Origin of the sequence: Vibrio sp. Vb2960 (genome assembly GCF_033337665.1) — a bacterium.
GTDB lineage: Bacteria > Pseudomonadota > Gammaproteobacteria > Enterobacterales > Vibrionaceae > Vibrio > Vibrio alginolyticus.
On the sequence record NZ_JAWORD010000002.1, the window covers coordinates 83,898 to 104,605 of the forward strand.

The window sequence follows — 20,708 nt, forward strand, 5'->3', positions numbered from 1 at the left end:
TGAATATATAACCGTCTATATTGGTGATTTTAGTCACAGTTATGGCGGGATTATCGTTTAGATATGCTTTTTTAAAGTAATATCCAAGCAACAAATAATTAGCACCCAGAATTATGGAAACCCTGAAATGGTTACGTACTCAAGTTTTGTGGTGATTGCGTTATACGTGTTAATCACCATATTAATCAGCTATTTAGTGAATAAGCGCTACAGCAATGGTGGCGACTTTTCTACGGGTGGAAAGCAATTTGGCTGGTTTACGGCAGGTGTTTCGATACTTGCGACTTACATTAGTGCGATGACGTTTGTAGGGATGCCAGGTTGGGTTTATAGCTCTGGCATGGAAGCGATGAGTATTCACCTTAACTATCCCATCGTTATTTTTTTCACCGTCATTTTCTTTGTGCCTGTTTTCTATAAGCTGGGTCTGACTTCGATTTATGAATACCTTGAGCACCGCTTTGGGGTGTATGCAAGAACCATCAACTCGATTGTGTTCATTGTGGTTCAATGTATCTCAGCGGGTGTGATTTTGTATGCCGTGGCGCTGATCTTAGTGCAAGTTCTGCCTATCAGTATTTCTGAAGCCATTATCTACATCAGTATTTTCACCGCTTGCTATACCTATGCGGGCGGGATTTCCACGGTTATCTGGACCGATATGTTGCAATCTGCAGTATTGGTTGCGGGCAGCATCGCTATTTTTGCCATTCTAATGACAGAGATTAATGCGGCAGATTACCTTTCTCGTGATCACCTGAATATCATCAACTTAGACTTTGATTTGGGTGTAGATACCACACTCTGGGCTGGCGTGGTTGCTGTGAGCTTTTTGCATTTGAGTGTGTACGGCACCAACCAATTGATCATCCAACGCACGTTAGCGACGAGATGTGAAAAGACCGCGCAGAAATCGATGCTGTTGTGTGGTTACGGTGCGTTTTTCGTGTACTTGTTCTTCGCGGTACTCGGTGTTCTTCTAAGTGTTTTCTATCAAGATCAATCGTTTGAAAACAGCAATGAAGTGATTTTGGATTTCGTCTTCAACCACACTAACCCAATCGTCGTTGGTTTGATCATTTCCGCATTGGCGGCCGCCGCAATGTCGACGCTGGATTCGACCTACAACTCAATGGCGACCGTCGCAACGTTCGATATCTACAAGCGTTTCGTTCGCAAAAGTGCCGATGATGAGCACTACGAAAAAGTCGCGAGAAAGATGAGTTTGCTCGCTGCGGCCATGGTGGTAGTGCCAGCTCTTCTAGCGGTATCGAATGAATCGGTACTCAAAACCATCGCTAGCCTGACTTCTATCTTCGTTGGTATCCGATTGGGTTCATTCGTGCTTGGTTTATTCTGGGCGAAAGCCAATGAGAAAGGCGTGATCGTTGGCAGTATCATGAGTGTGATTGCGGTATTTACTGCGATGTATCTCGACGTGGCTTGGCCGTGGTTCGCGCCAATTGGTACGTTCGTCTTCCTTTTGTTTGGTGTGTTAGTGAGTCGTCGTTGGGGCGCGGTGACTGCCGAGCAACAAATCTTTATCAATAATCAAAAACATCTTTTTGCAAAGCCAACCGCAAGCCATTACGGATTGTTGGTGTTCGCTGTGGCGACCATCGCTGCTTGTATGGTTCTCCCTGATTGGCTTTATGCTGCATTGTCGTAATAGGTAAGTTTATGCTGTCCATCTTTGATATTTACAAGATTGGTGTGGGCCCTTCTAGCTCTCACACCAATGGTCCAATGATCGCGGGTTACCACTTCACTCGTTTGATTGAATCGAACTTGGCAAAAGTGGTTCGTATTCAAGTCGATTTATATGGCTCACTCTCGTTAACGGGGATTGGTCACCATACAGACCGTGCAACGATTTTGGGTCTGTTGGGTAACAAACCAGATACCATCAAAATCGCTTCTGCGAACAAAGCGATGCGCAAGGCGATTGAAGAGGGCATGATGTCTGTCGATGGCCGTCATGAAATCGAATTCAACTACAAAACGGACATGTTGTTCCATGAAGAGAACCTTCCTCTGCATGAGAATGGCATGACGATTACTGCCTTAGATACGCACGGCAATCAGGTTGGGTTTGAAACTTACTACTCTATCGGTGGTGGTTTCATCGCAACGGCGGATGAACTGCAAAATGGCAGTGCGACTGCTCCCGTAGAAGTTGAGTTTCCATTCTCCAGTGCAGACGAAATGTTGGCACAGGCAGAGAAGAATGGCATGAGCCTTGGCGGCATGATTCTGAAAAACGAACAAGCGTTTCAGGATATGGAAGCCATCAATCAACGTGCCGAACAGATCTGGCGTGTGATGACGCGTTGCATGGAGCGCGGTTTCGAGACAGAAGGTATCTTGGATGGCGGCTTGAATGTGACCCGCCGTGCGCCTAACTTGCTGAAGAAGCTTGAAGCAAATGCAGCAATTGAACACGATCCAATGGAAATCATGGATTGGATTAACCTGTTTGCTTTTGCTGTGAGTGAAGAAAACGCGGCTGGTGGACAAGTCGTAACGTCGCCAACCAATGGTGCGGCGGGTGTGATTCCAGCGGTATTGATGTACTACCATCGCTTCATCAAAGAGCTCGATACTAAACAGCTTAAAGACTTCCTTGCTGTATCCGGTGCGATTGGCATTTTGTACAAAACTAATGCGTCTATCTCGGGTGCCGAAGTGGGTTGTCAGGGCGAAGTTGGCGTGTCTTCTTCCATGGCGGCAGCTGGCTTGACGGCGCTGCGTGGTGGTAGCAATGAGCAAATTTGTATTGCGGCCGAGATTGCCATGGAGCACTCACTAGGCATGACTTGTGACCCAATTGGGGGCTTAGTGCAAGTTCCGTGTATTGAGCGTAATGCAATGGGCGCAATGAAAGCGATCAATGCTTCTCGTATGGCATTAAAGCGTAACAGTAAATGTTTGATCTCGTTGGATAAGGTGATTGAAACCATGTATCAAACGGGCAAAGACATGAACAAGAAATACCGCGAGACGTCACTGGGTGGATTGGCTTTGATCCACCTAGCGCCGCCTTGCGAATAATGAGTTAGGCAAATCTAACCAACAAAAAAGCCGAAGCACTGAGATGCATCGGCTTTCCTTTTTTGGAGCGTTTATAACTTAGCTACGCGTTTGCTCACCTTTTGGTGTGCTTTGGATTGGTTGATAGTGCAAAATCACCATCGAGGTGGGTGACAGCAAGACTTCGCCTTCAGCATGTCCTGGGTTGAGGTTACGTACGTTTGTATCACAGATCGTCACCCATTCTTGCTTTCGCTCATTGGGGAGCTTAAAGCGCGCTGTGGCGTTAGTTTGGTTGATGAGGTAAACCAGCTCTTGCCCTTCTTTACCGATACCAAGGTGAAGTGCGACAGAGCTTAAACGGTTCCAATCATCGTGCTCCATTAAGCGACCGTCTGTACGGCGCCAGAAAATACGGTTGTTATTGCGGTTTTCGCCACTGAAAGCTCGGATAAATGGCACCATGTATTGATTTCGGTTGGCGACCATTTGTGACATCCATGCTTTGAAATGTTGCTTACGTTCTGTCTCTTCCCAGTTCAGCCAACTGGTTTCGTTGTCTTGGCAATAGGCATTATTGTTACCACCTTGGGTGTGAGACAACATGTCAGCAGTGAGAATGTGTGGGATACCGAAGGCAAACAGCAAGCTAGCAATAAGGTTGCGTTTTTGCTTCTCACGCGTGGCGATGATCATCAGATTTTCTGTCTCGCCCTCAACACCGTAGTTTTCTGAACGATTGTCACCGTGACCGTCGCGATTTTCTTCGCCATTGGCTTCGTTATGTTTGTGCTTGTAAGACACTAAATCTTGCAGTGTGAAGCCATCGTGATACGTGATGTAATTTACGGTGAGTTTGTATGGCCAGTTCGCTGCACTATAAATGTCACGAGAGCCCATTAATCGAGTGGCAAACTCTTTTAAATAGCCTTGATCACCGCGCCAAAAACTGCGGGAAATATCACGCAGTTTGTCATTACATTCGTTCCAACCAAATGGAAAGTTACCCACTTGGTAGCCATTTGGACCAATATCCCAAGGCTCGGCAATCAATTTGGTTTCACGCAAAATTGGGTCTTGCGCAACGGCTTTAAAGAAAGCTGCTTCTGGGTTGTAATCATCGCCCTGTCGACCTAACGTTGCAGCCAAGTCAAAACGGAAGCCATCGACTTTAAATTCGCTAACCCAGTAGCGCAATGTATCCATCACAAGGTTTAACGCTGGTTGGTAGGTGAGATCGACTGTATTTCCGCAGCCAGTGTAATTGGCGAAGTGGTTGCCATGTTTGATGTAAAAACAGGAATCGAGGGCCTTCAGGTTGAAGATTGTAGGCCCTTCACCACCTTCAGCAGTGTGGTTGTAAACCACGTCGAGAATCACTTCGATACCGTTTTTATGCAATTCGCGAATTGTTGTTTTTAATTCCGTAACGGCGTCTTGTTCTGCGTAGCGCGGATCGGGCACCATAAAGAGATAAGGGTTGTATCCCCAATAATTGACCTTTTCCATCTCTAGTAGGTGAGGCTCATGCATGCATGCTGCGACAGGTAGCAATTGCAGCGTGTTGATGTTTTGCTGTTTGTAAAAGGCCAGCATTTCAGGTGATGCAAGACCTAAGTAGCGCCCCTTCAGCTTGTCTTCAACCTCTGGGTGGCGTTGGGTAATCCCTTTGACGTGCGTCTCAAACAACACCATCTCTTCTCTGGGTATACGCGGGTGATCCGTGTTTTGCCAGTCAAAATCATCTTCGATAACGACGCACTTCGGCATATCGAAACTTTTGGCTGGAGAGTACGGAGGGTGATAGTGGAGGGCTTTATCTATTGATTTTGCGTACGGATCAGAAATTAACAGTGGCTCTTCCTTGTGGGAGACAAGGTAACCGTATTTTTGCCCCGGCTTAATATCTGGAATAAAAGTATGACGTATGCCAGCGTATTCATTCGTTAAACCGTGAAGCTCGTAGCTGCCATCGTCTGCAAACAATGCCAGTTGAATGTCTTTTGAGCCTGGAGCATGAATAGAGAAGTTACAGCCTTCTTTATTCAATGTTGCGCCCAGGGGGTAGGGGCGAGAGAGAAGTCGTGTCATCGGAGATACTTTATTTAATATTTATTGCTACCTTTAGGAAACTATAAGTTAAAAACTTTGTCTTACTAAGGTCAACCACCCTAAATATAAAAATATTCGTGTAATTTAATTACTTTATGTGACGGCTTAGAGTCAAAAATATGAAATGGCTATCACTTTGTAGCGGCTCAAAACCGAACAAACTTACTAATTCCTCCCTAGATTGGTGATCTGACTCGAAAAAACACCATTCGGTAAATTTTCTACTCCCTTCTCATCCCCCTTAAATTAGTTTAGGGCGGAGGAAGTCATCCTTGTACGCCTCGGGTAATCTCACAACTGTTGAAACAAACGGGGATTCGTTCCCATCTTACCTCTCTTTCTTTAGGTGTGTTTTTACTGCCTATATTCACCTAAAAGAGTGAGCAGGGAAGACAGAATTATAAATACCCTTAATGGAGTTAAGAATGAAAAAAGTAAGTGCAATTGCTGCTGCTGTAGCTGCAACTTTAGCTGCTGGTTCTGCATTCGCAGTGGATTTCCACGGTTACATGCGTGCTGGCGTTGGCGTGAACGCTGACGGTGGTCAACAATTAACATTCGAAAAGAACAAGATCGGTCGTCTAGGTAATGAAAGCGATATCTACGGCGAGATTCAACTAGGTAAAGAAGTTTACAACAACAACGGCAAAACGTTCTACGTAGACTCTATGGTTGCAATGACTTCTAATGGTTCAAACGACTGGGAAAGCACTTCTGCTAACTGTGGTTTGGATAACGGCGAAGTGAAATGTGTAGACGATGCACAATTCGCACTACGTCAGTTCAACGTTCAAGCTAAAGGCCTACTAAACTTTGCTCCTGAAGCAACGCTTTGGGCAGGTAAACGCTACTACCAACGTCACGACATTCATATCTCTGACTTCTACTACTGGAACATCTCTGGCGCGGGCGCTGGTGTTGAAGGTATCGAAGCTGGTCCTGGTAAAGTTTCTTTCGCTTGGGTTCGTAACGACCGCGGCGATATCGCAGACCCAGGCAACGATGGTGGCGCAACAAACGTAAACACTCTAGACGTACGTTACGCAGGTCTTCCTCTATGGGACAACGGCTCTCTAGAAATGGGCTTGAACTACGCAATTCTTAACGAAACTGACGCTGCGCCAAACGGCACTAAAGATGCGAAAAACGGCGTAATGTTCACAGCAGAATTGACTCAAGGTCTAGACGCTGGTTTCAACAAAACAGTGCTTCAGTACGGTACTGAAGGTTACTCAAAAACAATGGCATTCTACGGCGACGGTAGCTGGTACGGCGCAGAAGCTGACAACGGTGCATCTGGTTACCGCCTAATCAACTGGGGTGTAATCGGCATGGGCGACAGCTGGGAAATGGGTCACCAGTTAGTGTACGGTGTTGGTGAAGACATGTGGGCTGGCCAAGACAAGTGGGAAACAATGTCTGTTGTTGTTCGTCCAATGTACAAATGGGATGACAACCACAAAACTATCTTCGAAGCTGGTTACGCTATCGACGATAACGACGGCGAAGAAAACAAATACGGTAAGCTAACTGTTGCTCAAGCATGGTCTGCTGGCTCTAGCTTCTGGGCTCGTCCTGAAATCCGTGTTTACGCTTCTTACCTAACGGCTGACAAAGAAGACAACTCAAACACATTTGACAACGGTCGTTCAGACGATACGTTCCAATTCGGTGTACAAGCTGAAGCTTGGTGGTAATCATCTAACCACTAAGTCCTAAATTGTCCTAGAATGATACAGCCAGAACTTATCTGGCTGTATTTATTTAAAAAACAATAAAGAGTCGAGGTAGACAGTAATGAAAAAATGGCTTGCTCCCGTACTGCTGGGCATGTTGGCTACTGGTTGTGCGTCTGTAGAACAAGTAGAGATGAGTCCAAAAGGTCAGCAACAAGTGATCACGCAATCGGGTGATATTCAATGGGTACCGCTTAACGTGCCTGTGGTTACTGAATTCGCTTTGACTGATAAAAGCCAAATGTTGTTGGATGGTAACAGTGCTGGCGCTATTGCAGCGTTTGCTCTTCCAGGTAACCGTGGCAGTCTCGATATCAAATTAGAGACATTCGTAAGTAAAGAACTTCAATTTTATGCTCCTAATGTCGCAGTGATGAACTCGGCAGGAGAAACCATTTACCAAGCAGATTTTTCAAAGTTTAAGTATGAACCAGCAAAACTGTTGGACAACGATAAATTCGTACTTGATCTCAATGTGATTCCAGACATGACAGGTAACGATCTGCATGTGTTGGTTTACACGACTTCCGCCGATCTAAAAGGAAGTACACAAGTTTTACACCCTGCAAAAGCCTTCGCCATGGCGCGTCACACTCAGCCGCCAGATATTGCAGACCCTCTAGCGAAACATAGCCCACTCGGTCAGTTCCGCTTTTCGGTATCCGCGAATGATATTGTGAATACTAAGATTGTTGCGAAAAACGACAACATTCCCCAAGGTACGGACCTTACTAGCTACTACTACAGCTCAATTGAAGCGGCAGTCGCAGCGAATGATATTCCGAAAGCGCTCACTTTGCTTGATGAAGCAAAAGAGCTAGGTATTGAAGGTGCACAACAAGTGTTTGTGAAAGCCGTAAATAGAAAATAATCAGATAAAAAAAGGTCAGCGAAATGCTGACCTTTTTCATAGAAAATAAACTAATAAAAATACCCCTACATAGAGTTACCTTATTCACATAATTATTTTTATTACTTTGTTTTTTATATAGGTTGGATCAATAATTAATGGCAGTTCCTAATTTATTTTTTGTACTTAGGAAATAAACAAACTTCTCGAAGTGATTTAAATTCACAATCTGACGATATTTATTTGGCGTTTGATATTTCCATTTTAATAACGATTAATATTTCTTTTAACCGTTGAGTTTATTTTGCTTTGGATATACTAAAAAGGAATTATGTGAAATGAACATGATGAAGACCTCTCTTGCTGCTGCTCTACTTGTTGCCTTAGTGGGTTGTCAATCGACTGCAGAACCAGAAGCGGCCGCAGAGCCTGTTGTTAATATGTCTCAAGACGAAGTGGTTGCTTTCATGAAAGCGTGTGACAACCCAGATAGCACAGCGAAAGGACCTATTTCTAAACCACTATTTGTGGTGGGTACTTTTGCGGATTCCGATTGGAAACACGTGCCTCAGCGTCAATACACCTACAAAGGGAATAATTTCTACCAAGCCGTGGTTCAAGAAAAAGTAGGCTCCTACAAAATGCAGTATGCGACCGAATTATGGTTCCCACAATTTACCGCAAAAGGTAATAGAATGAACGTTGGTGAATTAACACCATTAACATTTGGTGGTTACGGTACGGATACTTCGGTTGATATTAAAGAAGATGGTAAATATGTATGGAGTCTTCAGTTTGAAGGAAAAGGCAAACCTGTTCATGTCATGGTAAATAAGTGCCAATAATATTCCATTCAGTTATTTAAAATCTATTTTTATTTATTAACCCCTGCATGAAACACATGTCGGGGTTAATTTTATTACTCAAATTTCCGTAGTTTATTTGAGTAAGTTAGGGAGAATAAAATGCGTAATATCCTACGTAACCATCGCCTGTCTCGATCGTTGCTTGCGTTAAGTGTGATTGGTGCTTTATCTGCGTGTAATTCTTCTGGTGGTGGCGACACTAATAGCAGCACTCCGCTACCGGATACCAGTTATGCTTGCCAAGCCAATGTCATGGCGAAAAGTAACCAACTTCGTACTTATCAAATAATGGTCGAGAGTTTTGTTGATGGTGATGCGAGCATTGGTCACGGTACAGGTTATGGCACCAGCCATCATAACGGCGATTTGCAAGGAGTGATTGATTCACTCGATTACATCCAAGGTTTAGGGATGAACGCGATTTGGTTGACGCCAGTTTTTGAATCGGAAGCGATAGCAGACCAAGAACACTGGGCCGATCGTCTGGATGCCACGGGCTACTTTGCTACGGATTACTTCACCATTGATCCACGTTTTGGTGATTTAGAAACGGCGAGAACTTTGGTCGATGAAGCACACAAACGCGGTTTGTACGTGTTTTTTGATGGCGTATTTGGCCACCATAAGAATGGTTTGATCAAACCATCTCCCTCCGGCTTGTTGCCATCGGGATCGAGCAACCCCGTTGATTACCCAGCCAGTCTCGATTTCTACAAAGAAGTGGCAACGTATTGGATCAAAGAACTGAAGATTGACGGCTGGCGTTTAGATCAAGCCTATCAAGTTCCGACAGACGCTTGGACACAACTTCGTAAAGCCGTCGATGAAGCCTCACAAAGTGTGATGTACACCAATAGCAAAGGCGAACAAGTGAATCCGTTGGGCTATATGGTGGCAGAGATTTGGAAAGGGGAGTCTGAGATCGCGAATGAGGCGTATGGATCGAACAGCGATCCAGCATTGTGCTCTGCGTTTGACTTCCCTATGCGATATCGCATCGTTGAAACTTTAGCCGTGAATGAGAGCGGCGTGGGTGGTCGCGGTGCGGATTGGTTAGACAACGGCTACAGCACACACAACCAATATCCAACACATGCGCAGCCGAATTTGATGATCGGCAACCATGATTTAGTGCGCTTTGGTGACTTGTTACAGCGCGGAAACTTGGCGGATGTGAATGATGCAGAATATTGGTTACGCCATAAAGCCGCGTTTGCTTTCCAAGCGGCGTACACCGGGCCAATCACGTTGTACTACGGTGATGAAATCGGGGATCAAGTGGATGGTTTTGCCGTAAAAGAAGACAACAGCACCTGCGCCATTCAAGGTTTGTGCGATGATCACGTTGCGCGCAGCAGTGCGAAAATTGAAGGCGTGACGGCGACGCTTGATGCAAACCAAGCCGATCTCAAATCTTATGTGACATCGCTGATGACAATGCGCGATGCGCATCCTGCACTTTATCAGGGGTCACGCACGAATTTAGTTGCGAGTAACGGCAGTTATGTGGATTTGAAACAATCTGGTTCGGACAAAGTCTTGTTTGCGCTAAATACCTTAGAGAGCGCTAGAAGCGTCACTCTTACTCAGGAGAGTGTTGGTACTGGTGAGTTGGTGGATTTGCTCACGAATGAAAAAATTACTCCGAGTAATGGTCAATATCAGATTCTGATGTCGCCACTACAAGGACGATTCTTTGCGGTAAAACCTTAAGGAATTATTCAGAATTGATGCTCACCAGTTGAGCTGACCACAAGCTTTCTTATAAACAAGCCAAGTGTTGTTGCTGACCCCATAGGCGCACACTTGGCTTTTTTCTGTCTGTTTTACTTTTCCCTTAATGGTTTTACGACGATGTAGCCAACAAGTTGCTTCGCTTTTTGTATTGGCGTTTGTTTTCAGCAGATGGATATTTGTGAGATAAGCTGCACATTAAAAAGTAAATTAACACTTGTGCAACGTAAAAATGTGACTGAAGGATTATTTATGCCCCACTAATATGTTTATCGTGTCTGGGATTTATATAACTAATGGAAAAGTATAATGAAATCCATAACGAACTCCCTCTGTCTCCTTGTTGCTGTTAGCTCTCCGTTTGCATATAGCCAAATTATCAACGGTGACTTTGAACAGTGGAATGGCAATGTACCTACGCAGTGGTCAGAGATTGACGCTGGCATTACAGTGTCGCCAAGCAGCGAGCAAATCAAATCGGGTGGTCTGGCTGCCCAGGTCGTCGTGAATACAGGTACCCAAAGCAACACCGACTTTTTGCAAACCATTAATGTGGAGCAAGGGAAAACCTATCCGTTTTCTGTCTCGGTTTATCATACCGAAGGAAATGTAAAAGCACGTCTGGTGGTTGATGGTTATCACAATTACTCGAACCCACAACAGATAAACCAGTGGCAAGAGCTCGCGCACAATTACACAGCGAGCTCGAACAAGACCATCAACGTCGGTTTGCGTTTTTACGATGAAGCCAGTTTTGATGGCTCAGAAGTTGTCTACGTCGATAATTTTCAACCGACCGAGACAAGTACACAACCTCCTGTAGAAAATTGTAGTGATCATGAGGTGGTTCTTACACTCACGACGGACAACTATGGCTCAGAAACTAGCTGGGAGTTGAAAAATAGCCAAGCGCAAGTGCTTTTCTCTGGTCAGGGGTATGAGTCGTCAACCTCTGTTGAAAAGACCATGTGTTTGGCCGATGGTAACTACCAATTTACGATTCAAGACAGCTATGGCGACGGCATTTGCTGTGGCAATGGTTCGGGGTCTTACGCGTTGAAGGTGGGAGATAAGACTCTTGCTTCTGGCGCTGAATTCTCGAAAAGTAAAACCACCGATTTTAACTTAGGTGACACAACGACGACCCCACCAGTGGTTGATGGTTACTATCAAGCGGCATCTGGTAAGACGGGATACGCTCTAAAAACAGCGTTGTTTAACATTATCAATAATCACTCCAGCCGAGGCTATTCTGCGGTCTGGACCTTGGTAAAAGATGCCGATATTGATCGTTATTATGAAAATGATGGCTCTATTCTCGATATGTACTCTGAAAAGCCATCTGCTAGCGATACAGTAAGCTTTACCAAAGTCACAGACCAATGTGGCCAATACAAAACGGAAGGGGATTGCTACAACCGTGAGCACTCTTTTCCGAAAAGCTGGTTTGGCGGTAAGGTTGAGCCGATGAACTCAGACGGTCATCACTTGTTTGCAACTGATGGTTATGTAAACGCGAAGCGCAGTAATTGGCCATTTGGTGAAGTGGGCACCGCGACCTACGTGTCTAGTAATGGCTCTAAACTTGGCCAAGCAAGCACTAGTCTGGGCTACTCCGGTACGGTGTTTGAGCCGATTGATGAGTTTAAGGGCGACTTCGCCCGTGCTTATTTCTACATGGCGACCCGTTATGAAAATGTTGTAGGTAATTGGGAAGGTAATTCAAGCAATGCGGATGCTGTCCTTGATGGTTCAAGTTCGACGGTTTTTGAACCTTGGGTGTTAAACATGCTTAAGCGTTGGCACAAAAATGATCCTGTTAGTGAAAAAGAACGAAATCGGAATCAACAAGTGTTTGATTTTCAAGGCAACCGCAACCCATTCATTGATCACCCTGAGTTTGTTGAACAGATTTGGGGAAACTAACACCTTCTTGATTTTGGTATCCACCATTTAGTGACGCCAACAAAACAAAGGGGAAGCGTGATGCTTCCCCTTTTTCATTACGGATGTTTTTAAATGAAACTAGTTTTTCGTTACCGTCACGATTGGCGCCGACTTGTCAGCCGCGTTGAAGTGAAAGTTGTAATTTCCTGCTTCTGCAATCGCAATTTTCAGGTTTGCACTACCGCCACCGACTTCCATCGTTAGCGCTTTACCAAGCTCAACACTGCCTTCGCCACCGAAGTTGGTGTCTGCTGCCCAGTCTGCGCTCGCAACTTTCATTTCGTAGTTGCCCGCCGCTAGGTCAATGTCTAGCGAATAAACGTCATTTGCAACATAGCTGAACTTCGCTGTTGAGTCTTGTGCTGGAGCATCCCATGTAGTGATAGTGCCACGTAAGTAAAGTGCTGTTTCACCGAATGTTGGTGCATCTGCTGATTTGGTCACTGACACGACCGGTTTTTCTACGCTTTCATCTTGAACATGCAGCGCGTTCAGAGTGAAGTTGTACTTACCTGTTTCAGCAACAGACAGCTTACAGTTACCTTCTGAACCTAAGTCTAGTGAACCAGAAGCTATATTCGCAATATCACAACCGATGTTTGGATTTGCCCAACCAGAGTCTGCGAATTTGAACTCGTGTTCACCAGCTTCAAGAACGCCAGTTACAGAGTACATACCGTTGCCAATAAAGGTCATCGCCCAATCACTGCTATCAGACCACTCGTTCATCGTGCCTTTCACGTAAACAACGGTTTCGCCGTAAGGAGGAATGCTCGATACGTCTTTGTTATCCGTGTTTACTGGTAGGCCAGCACCTTGTGCGCCGTCTTGTGGCTGCACGAATACCGCTGTTGTCAGTGCTGGTACTGTGAACGTTTCATTGGTGAAGCTTGCACCTTTGACGATGTTATCCGCAGAGTTTTGTTGAACTTCATGTAACTCGAAACCAGTTGCGCCAGCAACTTTGAAAGATTTCTCAGTTGATGTTGAGTTCACAACGGCCACGACAGCATCGTAGTTCGAATCTAAATCGGCACCTGCTGATGTACCATCGTCGATAGACATCACAATCAAGCCTTCCACTTGGTCTTTCCCTACGTTGCGGAAGTCAACACGGTTCATCACTTCTTGCGCGGTATCTAGGCGGAACAGTTCGCTTGTGCTACGGATTTTTAGTAGCTCTAGGAATTGTTGCTTAGTCAGCTCGATGTCGGTTGAGTCTGGTTTCGCCGTGCTGTCACCAACGATGGTTTTGATCAACTCCCAGTTTGCACCGTCTTTGTCTTCACGTGGTAGACCAACGTTCCAGTTATTGTCGCTTCCGTCGAAGAATACACGGTTGAACCAGTCACCAGAATCGTACGAGTCGCGCTGCATGGATTTAGAGCGCAATAGCTCAGAACCCATGTGGATGAATGGAATGCCTTGACCAAGCATCACCGTTGATAGGGACACAGACTGCATACGTGCACGCTCGGCAGATGAAGTGCCTGTCGCAATCTTGTAGGCGTTGTTATCCCACAATGTTTGGTTGTCGTGCTTAGACACGTAAGAGATGTTCTCTGATGGCACTTTTGTGTAGCCTGCAGGCGCACCATTGTAATCAACGTTCTTACCCAGTTTGGTTTCGCCTTTGTAATCAAGAAGGATGTAGTCAGCCAAGTTACCAGCCATACCTAGACGAACCAGATCTTGGTTGTGTAAACGACCATTAACCGATTCTGCGTCAGTTTTGGTTTCTTCGTTAGGGTAAGCAGCATTACCAAAGCCTTGGTTAAAGCGAAGTGGGTGCTTACCTTCAGAATCTACACCGCCATCAAACGGGCTTCCGCCACGAACTGCGTCACGCAGACGATCAGAGAAAGTACCGATTTCTGTCCCTGCCATGTTGACTTGTGTCGCCTGATCGAAGCGAGCGTTTTGCGCGACTTCACCAAAGTCCCAACCTTCGCCGTAGAACAAGGTATTCGGGTCAATTTCACGGACTTTTTCAAGTGCGTAAACCATCACATCTTTCGGCTGGTGGCCCATAAGGTCAAAACGGAAACCATCGACTTTATAGTCATCCGCCCATACCATCAATGAGTCAACCATTAGTTTACCCATCATCAAGTTCTCGGTTGCGGTGTTATCACAACAGGTTGAGTTTTCGACGCCGCCAGTGTTGACGTTTAGGCGGTGGTAGTACCCAGGGACAATCTTATCCAGTACTGATTTTTCGTTCACACCAGATGCATTTGTGTGGTTGTACACGACGTCCATGACCAGTTTCAGATCCATTTTATGCGTCGCTTGAACCATTTCGCGGAACTCAAGAATACGCTTAGACCCGTTAGGATCGGTCGCATAACTGCCTTCCGGCACGGTGTAGTGGTAAGGGTCGTAACCCCAGTTGAAGCTGTCTAGCATGCGAAGATCGTTCATCAACGCTTGTGCTTTGCCCGTTGTTGGGTCGTAGCTATTTAATACCTCTTCAATTACTTTGCCGTCATCTTCGGTCTCACAAATGGAGGCTTCTGGCTTGATGCCACAAAGTTTACCCACGGTGTCGGTGATATCGACTCGCTTGTCAGCGTCTTCATCCACGGTTGCAATATCAAATGCTGGCAAGATATGTAGCGTTGTTAGGCCAGCATCTTTTAAAGCTTGTAAGTGAGATACAGACTCACGCTCAGGTTCTGTAAGCGCCAGATATTTGCCATCAAGACTTGGTGTGCCTTTGCTGTCGTTAAAGCTGAAATCACGAATGTGTGACTCGTAAAGGACGTGGTCTTCGTCTTTTTTAACCGTTGGGCGTGCGTAGTTTTTCCAATCTTGAGGCATTAAGCTTGGATCATCTAAATCAACCACTTGCGAGTATCGTGAGTTCTTAGACAAGCTCATTGAATATGGGTCTGTTACCAAACGCGTTTCAACGACGCCAGTTGTTGGGTGGTATACCTTAACTTGGTAGCGATAATATTTGTTGACAACGTTGCTTTGTGCCTCAGAAACCCAGATACCTGTTGCTGGGTCTTCCGTCATGGCAACGGTCGCTTCTTCTGCTAAGTTTTCATCGTAGATTATCAGATCAACATCTTGGGCAGTTGGTGCCCATAGTTTGAAGGTTGCGGCACCGCCTTCCACAATCGCACCGAGTTCTTGACCGATCGCGTTACCTGCCTTGGAATCGGCAAACACTGCATCCAAAACGCCCGGTTTTTGCACTTCAGTTGCAGAAATGACGTCACCATTTGCGTTGTAAGCCACCATAACGATTTGTGACTTCAGGATCGTACGCAAGGTCGCGTCATCGACATCGATACCCGCAGCTTGAAGGCTAGCAAGGTGACGGAAGCGTGATTTCAGACCATCAGACAACTCACCAGCTTTTGTCAGCTCAACTGCTGTACCGCCAGAGATTTGCTTATCTTCATCCATTTTGATGTCATTGCTAATGCTGTAGAACAGCTTCATGGAATCCGCACTGGTCGCCGCTTCCCATGCAATGGTGTTGGCGTCTAACCAATGGGCTTTTTGACCATCAATATCAACAGGGCGCTCTTCTATTGGCTCGTAGTAAAGTTCACTGCTGCCGTGGAAGCCAAACAAACCTTTCGATTCGCCGATTTTCGTCAACTCTACTTTTGAGTTTGCGCTGCCGAACGCTTTCTCATCACCTTTGTGCAGAATGAAGTTCATGCATTCGTGTGGGTCAGAGGCGTCAGGGTTTATTTTCAGTACGTAGTAAGCACCGTAGGTGTCGTTGATGCCATCGAATGGGTGTGGCGCAGACCAATCCGTTCCTGTTCCCGGAATGCCCATTGCGTCTAAATCTGTGCTGGTACAGCCCTCACCGTTCCATAGGTGCAAGCCCCAACCTTCGTAGTCGCTTGCTGTTGAAGCTGATGCTACGTCACGTTTGTAATAAATGACGACTTCGTTCTCTCCCGCAGGGTACAAGCCTGAGCCAGGGTTCGTCGTATCTTCGTTCGTGCTATCACTACCACAACCGCTGATTACCGCGACGGAAATCAAAGGCAGTACGGTTTTGGCAATTGTTGATAATTTAAATGTCTTATTGTCCACGTTTACAAATCCATTGTTATTGAATTGATATTGAGCTGCGCGCTGCCTTCGCTGACTCAATCATCAAGAAGGTTTTGCACACGCTAGAAAGGCAGATGCCAAAAAAGGAAATGTTCAATTAGATGCTAATACACTGAATCATCAGCAAAATGTGAGAGCAGGCTGTTAAGTTTTTTACAGGTGCAAATTTTCTGTCACAGTCGATTTTGTTCACAAATTAAATAATAAAACAGGCGCATAGTGAGAGATTCTGCACATCATTAAAATGTAAATTTTTATGGGATGAGTAAGGGGGGATGATAGGGGATGAGAATGTCTCAGCCCCAAAACCGTGATTAAGTTCTATAAAAATGAGGGCTATATTTTTCTTTTAAAAATAAGTTGCAGTGATGTTGAATAAAATACCGCCATTAAGTCTTCGCAAGCTTCAGATTTTCGCTAAGTGGTCGTTATATAATGAAGGTAGTCGGCGTTACGTCGGCGCGTAATCATAAGATTTCCCTGAAAGGGAGTTGAATTGGGCCCTGAAACCAAAAGAGGCTATTTATGAGTAGTATGGGCATTGCCATTGCGGCAACTGGCCTTTCACTCGTCCTGATATTTGTGTGGATGATCTCGTTGTCGATGCGGAAACAGAGACTCGAGGCAGAGAGGAAAGCTCGCGAAGCCGCTTATCGAAAGGCGATGCATAAAGCGCGAGAGCAAGAGCGTAAAGAGCGAGAGTTCAAAGCCGAAACTGGGCATATCCCCACCATTTTATTTCTAGCGAAAGAAGCCGAAAAGGACAACATTCGTCAAGCGCTGTATTGGTATGATAAAGCCGCTAAACTGGACAATGTGACGGGGATGTACGGCATTGTTCGCTTAAGTGAACGCATGCGCGAAGATGTGATTTTAAAAGAGCAGGCAAACTTCTGGCGTACCGCAATTGCGGGAATGGAAGGGGATACCGAAGCGAAATTTTCGACGGGCAAGGCCTTGGTCTTTGGTCGAGGAACTGAAAAAAATATCCCAAAAGGTAACCAACTGATTGAAACTGCCGCCGAAGAAGGCTGCATTGATGCCATGATTTATATGGGGGAATGGCAGCTTTCACCAGACAATAGTGCAGGACGCAGTGCAGATGCGCTTTACTGGTTTATGAAAGCGGCGGAAAAAGACAGTGCAGATGGCAAGATCCAAGTCGGCTTATGTTACCTAAATGGCATTGGTACAGAAAAAAGCATGGTTAAAGGTTGCTACTGGCTGGAACGGGCCGCGGAAGGTGGCAGTGCTAAAGCGATGTATCATGCTGGCGAAGCGTGGAAGGATAAAGGTAAAACGGGTAATGCAATTGCTTACGTTTGGCTGTTTCTTGCTGCCAATATGGGCTACCAACCTGCGCGTACGTTACGTGATGAAGTGGCAACCAATATTGGTGTTGATGTTGTCGTTGGATTGCAGTCCATAGCGAAGCCGTTGCAAAGAAAGCTGGCCTCAGGAATGGTGAGAAAGCACTCTATTATTCGAGCCCTTAACAAAGTGTACAAACGCGAAGCGTATTTTCCTGCGGAAGAGGAGCTCAATGCGGTGTTGAATGATGAGAATAAAGACGCCTCCGAAGCTTGGGAGGAGGCATCAACACTAGATTTTCAGCCTAACATGACAACGGTAACAGCAGAAGACCAGGCAAGCACATCGCCCAACGAAAAAAAACTTTCTAAAGAGGCGCTCGATTTCACTCAAAACTTCCTTCAACCATAACCTATCTTATCCAGAAGCCTCAAGAGTGAGGCTTTTCTTTTGTCTTTAAAATGTTACGCCAAACCCAAGTCAGCTCAACGTATTTGAGGCTAGACATCCAATGACGTGAAAACTCATTTTCGACATTTGGAAGACGAAAGATGATAAGTCAACCTGTTAAAATCGGTGACGACACCGCCGTAGTCATTCCAAGCGTAATCCTGGCTCAGCTCGGGATAAGGGAAGGAGATACCCTAGAAATCGCACTGAATAAAGACAAAATGGAAATTAAGAAGATGGTGTTGAAAACCAGCGCGCCAACTTACTCTGAAGATATTGAGGAGAATTGAGTTAGAGAATCTTGGTTTGTCGGATACACTACTGGTTTCGCAAAACTGGCGCTTGCCGCTGTCTTTGAACTATCGATAACTACAATAAGAGGTAAGGTACTATGCAAGGTATCCTCTCTATACAATCTCATGTTTCTTTTGGTCATGCTGGTAACAGCAGTGCCGTTTTCCCAATGCAACGCATGGGCTTCGAAGTATGGCCGATTCATACCGTTCAATTTTCTAACCACACGCAGTATCAAGAAGGCTGGACTGGGCGAGCGTTTGCGGCTGAAGACATCAGCGAGTTAGTTCGTGGCCTTGGTAACATCGGCGCACTGGAAAAGTGCCAAGCGGTATTGACGGGCTACCAAGGTAGCGCAGAGCAGTGCCTTGCTGTTGAAGATACCGTGACGAAAGTGAAGCAAGCGAACCCGAACGCACTTTACGTTTGCGACCCTGTGATGGGCGCGCCAGACAAAGGCTGCATTGTGGCTCCGGGCATTGCTGAAAATCTTCTAACGCGTTTGATGCCAATGGCGGACGTGATCGTTCCGAACCAATTCGAGCTAAGTCAATTTGCTGAGATGGAAATCCACTCACTAGACGATGCGATCACCGCATGCCAACGTGCGCTAGAGAAAGGTCCAAAAGTGGTGCTAGTTAAGCACCTTTACTGCCTAGAAAATGGCAGCTTTAACATGCTATTGGCTACGCAAGAAGGTATTTACCTTGCGAAGCGTCCTCAATTTGAGTTTGCTAAACAACCTGTTGGCGTGGGCGATCTTATTTCAGCTATCTTTACCGCGGGACTCTTAAAAGGCTGGTCTCCTAAACAAGCTTTCCAACATTGTCACGACGCGTGTTACGGGGTGTTGAGTGCAACGTACCATGCGGGTGAGTGGGAACTGCAAACTATTGCTGCGCAGCAAGAGTTTGTTGAACCAAGCAAACACTTCCTGATTGAAGAAGTGGCTTTGGTCACCGCGTAATTGAGCGCAATTAAACAAAAAAGGGGAGCCATCATCGGCTCCCCTTTCTATTTGTTCTGTCAGTCTTACTGAGCTTTTTGCTGCTCTGATTTACAAACTGCTGCCGTAAAGACAACGTCTGTTGAGCTGTTTAGCGCAGTTTCTGCAGAGTCTTGAATCACACCGATAATGAAGCCAACCGCTACAACCTGCATTGCTACGTCGTTTGAGATACCAAACAGGCCACACGCAAGTGGGATAAGTAGTAGAGAGCCACCTGCAACACCTGATGCGCCGCATGCAGAAACCGCAGCTACAATACTTAGAAGTAGCGCAGTCAGTAGATCAACTTCGATACCCATAGTGTGCACAGCTGCAAGCGTTAGCGTTGTGATAGTGATTGCAGCACCAGCCATGTTGATGGTCGCACCTAGAGGAATAGATACTGAGTATGTATCCTCGTCCAGTTTTAGCTTCTCACATAGTGCCATGTTTACTGGAATATTCGCCGCACTTGAACGAGTGAAGAACGCTGTTACACCACTTTCACGCAGACAACGGAATACAAGTGGGTAAGGGTTTTGTTTGGTTTTAACGAACACGATCGCCGGGTTTACAACGAGTGCGATGATCATCATTGCGCCAAGAAGAACCGCCAGAAGGTGTGCGTAGCTTGCTAGCGCGCTAAAGCCCGTTGTCGCAAACGTTGAAGCAACCAAGCCAAAGATACCAAATGGTGCAAGACGAATGATAAAGCGCACAATGTGAGACACGCTGTGGCTTAGATCTTCAAATACGGCCTTCGTTGTTGCCGATGCGTGGTGTAGTGCAAGACCCAGACCCACACCCCAAGCAAGAATGCCGATGTAGTTTGCTTCTACTAGTGCATTTACTGGGTTGTCGACCAGTTTAAACAACAATGTGCGTAGAATTTCAGCAATACCTTGAGGAGGCGTTGTACCTTCAGCGCCGGTGACAAGCGTTAAATTGGTCGGGAAAAGGAAGCTTAGAACCACTGCTGATAGCGCCGCGAAGAATGTACCCATCAGGTACAGTACAACGATTGGGCGCATGTAAGTGTGTTGGTTTTTCTTTTGGTTTGCAATTGAAGCGGCAACCAAAATAAACACAAGAATTGGCGCGATCGCTTTAAGCGCACCGACAAAAAGGCTACCAATTAATCCCGCGCTTTCGGCATGGCTTGGAGAAATTGTCGCGAGCAAAATACCAAAGACGATACCGACAAGGATCTGGACGACGAGGTTACCACGAGCATATCGGGCAACGAGGCTGTTGTGTTGCATACATCATTCCTGCAATTTTATGCCAGAGTGGCAGGGCAA

13 protein-coding genes are annotated in these 20,708 nt (G+C 45.8%); 10 read left to right on the forward strand and 3 right to left on the reverse strand.

Annotation, left to right across the window (positions count from 1 at the left end; all coding sequences use genetic code 11):
• Window positions 1-127 precede the first annotated feature (127 nt).
• Both R7O03_RS02395 and R7O03_RS02400 read left to right on the forward strand, forming a co-directional pair.
• Window positions 128-1,669: a sodium:solute symporter gene (locus R7O03_RS02395; RefSeq protein WP_005374777.1), complete on the forward strand. Its 1,542-nt coding sequence runs from the start codon at window positions 128-130 to the stop codon at window positions 1,667-1,669.
• 11 nt (window positions 1,670-1,680) lie between these two features.
• Window positions 1,681-3,051 carry an L-serine ammonia-lyase gene (locus R7O03_RS02400; RefSeq protein ID WP_318070918.1) on the forward strand — a complete coding sequence of 457 codons (1,371 nt, stop codon included), beginning with the start codon at window positions 1,681-1,683 and terminating at the stop codon, window positions 3,049-3,051.
• Between the two features lie 78 nt (window positions 3,052-3,129).
• Here the strand turns inward: R7O03_RS02400 and glgX are convergent, their stop codons facing one another.
• Window positions 3,130-5,121, reverse strand: a complete 1,992-nt coding sequence (gene glgX / locus R7O03_RS02405; RefSeq protein ID WP_318131406.1) for a glycogen debranching protein GlgX — start codon at window positions 5,119-5,121, stop codon at window positions 3,130-3,132.
• 446 nt (window positions 5,122-5,567) lie between these two features.
• On the opposite strand from glgX, the gene R7O03_RS02410 reads away from it, so the two are divergent.
• The 5 genes from R7O03_RS02410 (at window position 5,568) to R7O03_RS02430 (ending at window position 12,254) form a co-directional block, all read left to right on the forward strand.
• A complete protein-coding gene (locus R7O03_RS02410; protein ID WP_005374784.1) occupies window positions 5,568-6,839 on the forward strand; it encodes a maltoporin in 1,272 nt (423 codons plus the stop codon).
• Between the two features lie 100 nt (window positions 6,840-6,939).
• Entirely contained in the window at window positions 6,940-7,749 is an 810-nt protein-coding gene (locus R7O03_RS02415; protein WP_005374786.1) for a MalM family protein, read from the forward strand.
• Window positions 7,750-8,066: 317 nt separating this feature from the next.
• Window positions 8,067-8,573, forward strand: coding sequence for a hypothetical protein (locus R7O03_RS02420; protein ID WP_005374788.1), 507 nt, complete (start codon window positions 8,067-8,069; stop codon window positions 8,571-8,573).
• A 120-nt stretch (window positions 8,574-8,693) separates the two neighbouring features.
• Window positions 8,694-10,307, forward strand: coding sequence for an alpha-amylase family glycosyl hydrolase (locus R7O03_RS02425; protein ID WP_318131408.1), 1,614 nt, complete (start codon window positions 8,694-8,696; stop codon window positions 10,305-10,307).
• 330 nt (window positions 10,308-10,637) lie between these two features.
• A complete protein-coding gene (locus R7O03_RS02430; protein WP_318128497.1) occupies window positions 10,638-12,254 on the forward strand; it encodes an endonuclease in 1,617 nt (538 codons plus the stop codon).
• Between the two features lie 99 nt (window positions 12,255-12,353).
• On the opposite strand, the gene pulA is transcribed toward R7O03_RS02430, so the two are convergent.
• Entirely contained in the window at window positions 12,354-16,343 is a 3,990-nt protein-coding gene (gene pulA, locus R7O03_RS02435; protein WP_318131410.1) for a pullulanase-type alpha-1,6-glucosidase, read from the reverse strand.
• Between the two features lie 546 nt (window positions 16,344-16,889).
• Here pulA and R7O03_RS02440 point away from each other — a divergent pair.
• From R7O03_RS02440 to pdxY, 3 genes are all read left to right on the forward strand, one after another.
• Window positions 16,890-18,086: a tetratricopeptide repeat protein gene (locus tag R7O03_RS02440; RefSeq protein ID WP_132936243.1), complete on the forward strand. Its 1,197-nt coding sequence runs from the start codon at window positions 16,890-16,892 to the stop codon at window positions 18,084-18,086.
• Window positions 18,087-18,226: 140 nt separating this feature from the next.
• Window positions 18,227-18,415: an AbrB/MazE/SpoVT family DNA-binding domain-containing protein gene (locus R7O03_RS02445; protein WP_017634469.1), complete on the forward strand. Its 189-nt coding sequence runs from the start codon at window positions 18,227-18,229 to the stop codon at window positions 18,413-18,415.
• 101 nt (window positions 18,416-18,516) lie between these two features.
• Window positions 18,517-19,386 (forward strand): pyridoxal kinase PdxY, encoded by an 870-nt coding sequence (gene pdxY, locus R7O03_RS02450; protein WP_136976802.1) that lies wholly within the window; start codon window positions 18,517-18,519, stop codon window positions 19,384-19,386.
• 65 nt (window positions 19,387-19,451) lie between these two features.
• On the opposite strand, the gene sstT is transcribed toward pdxY, so the two are convergent.
• Entirely contained in the window at window positions 19,452-20,669 is a 1,218-nt protein-coding gene (gene sstT, locus R7O03_RS02455) for a serine/threonine transporter SstT (protein ID WP_318122830.1), read from the reverse strand.
• Window positions 20,670-20,708 lie beyond the last annotated feature (39 nt).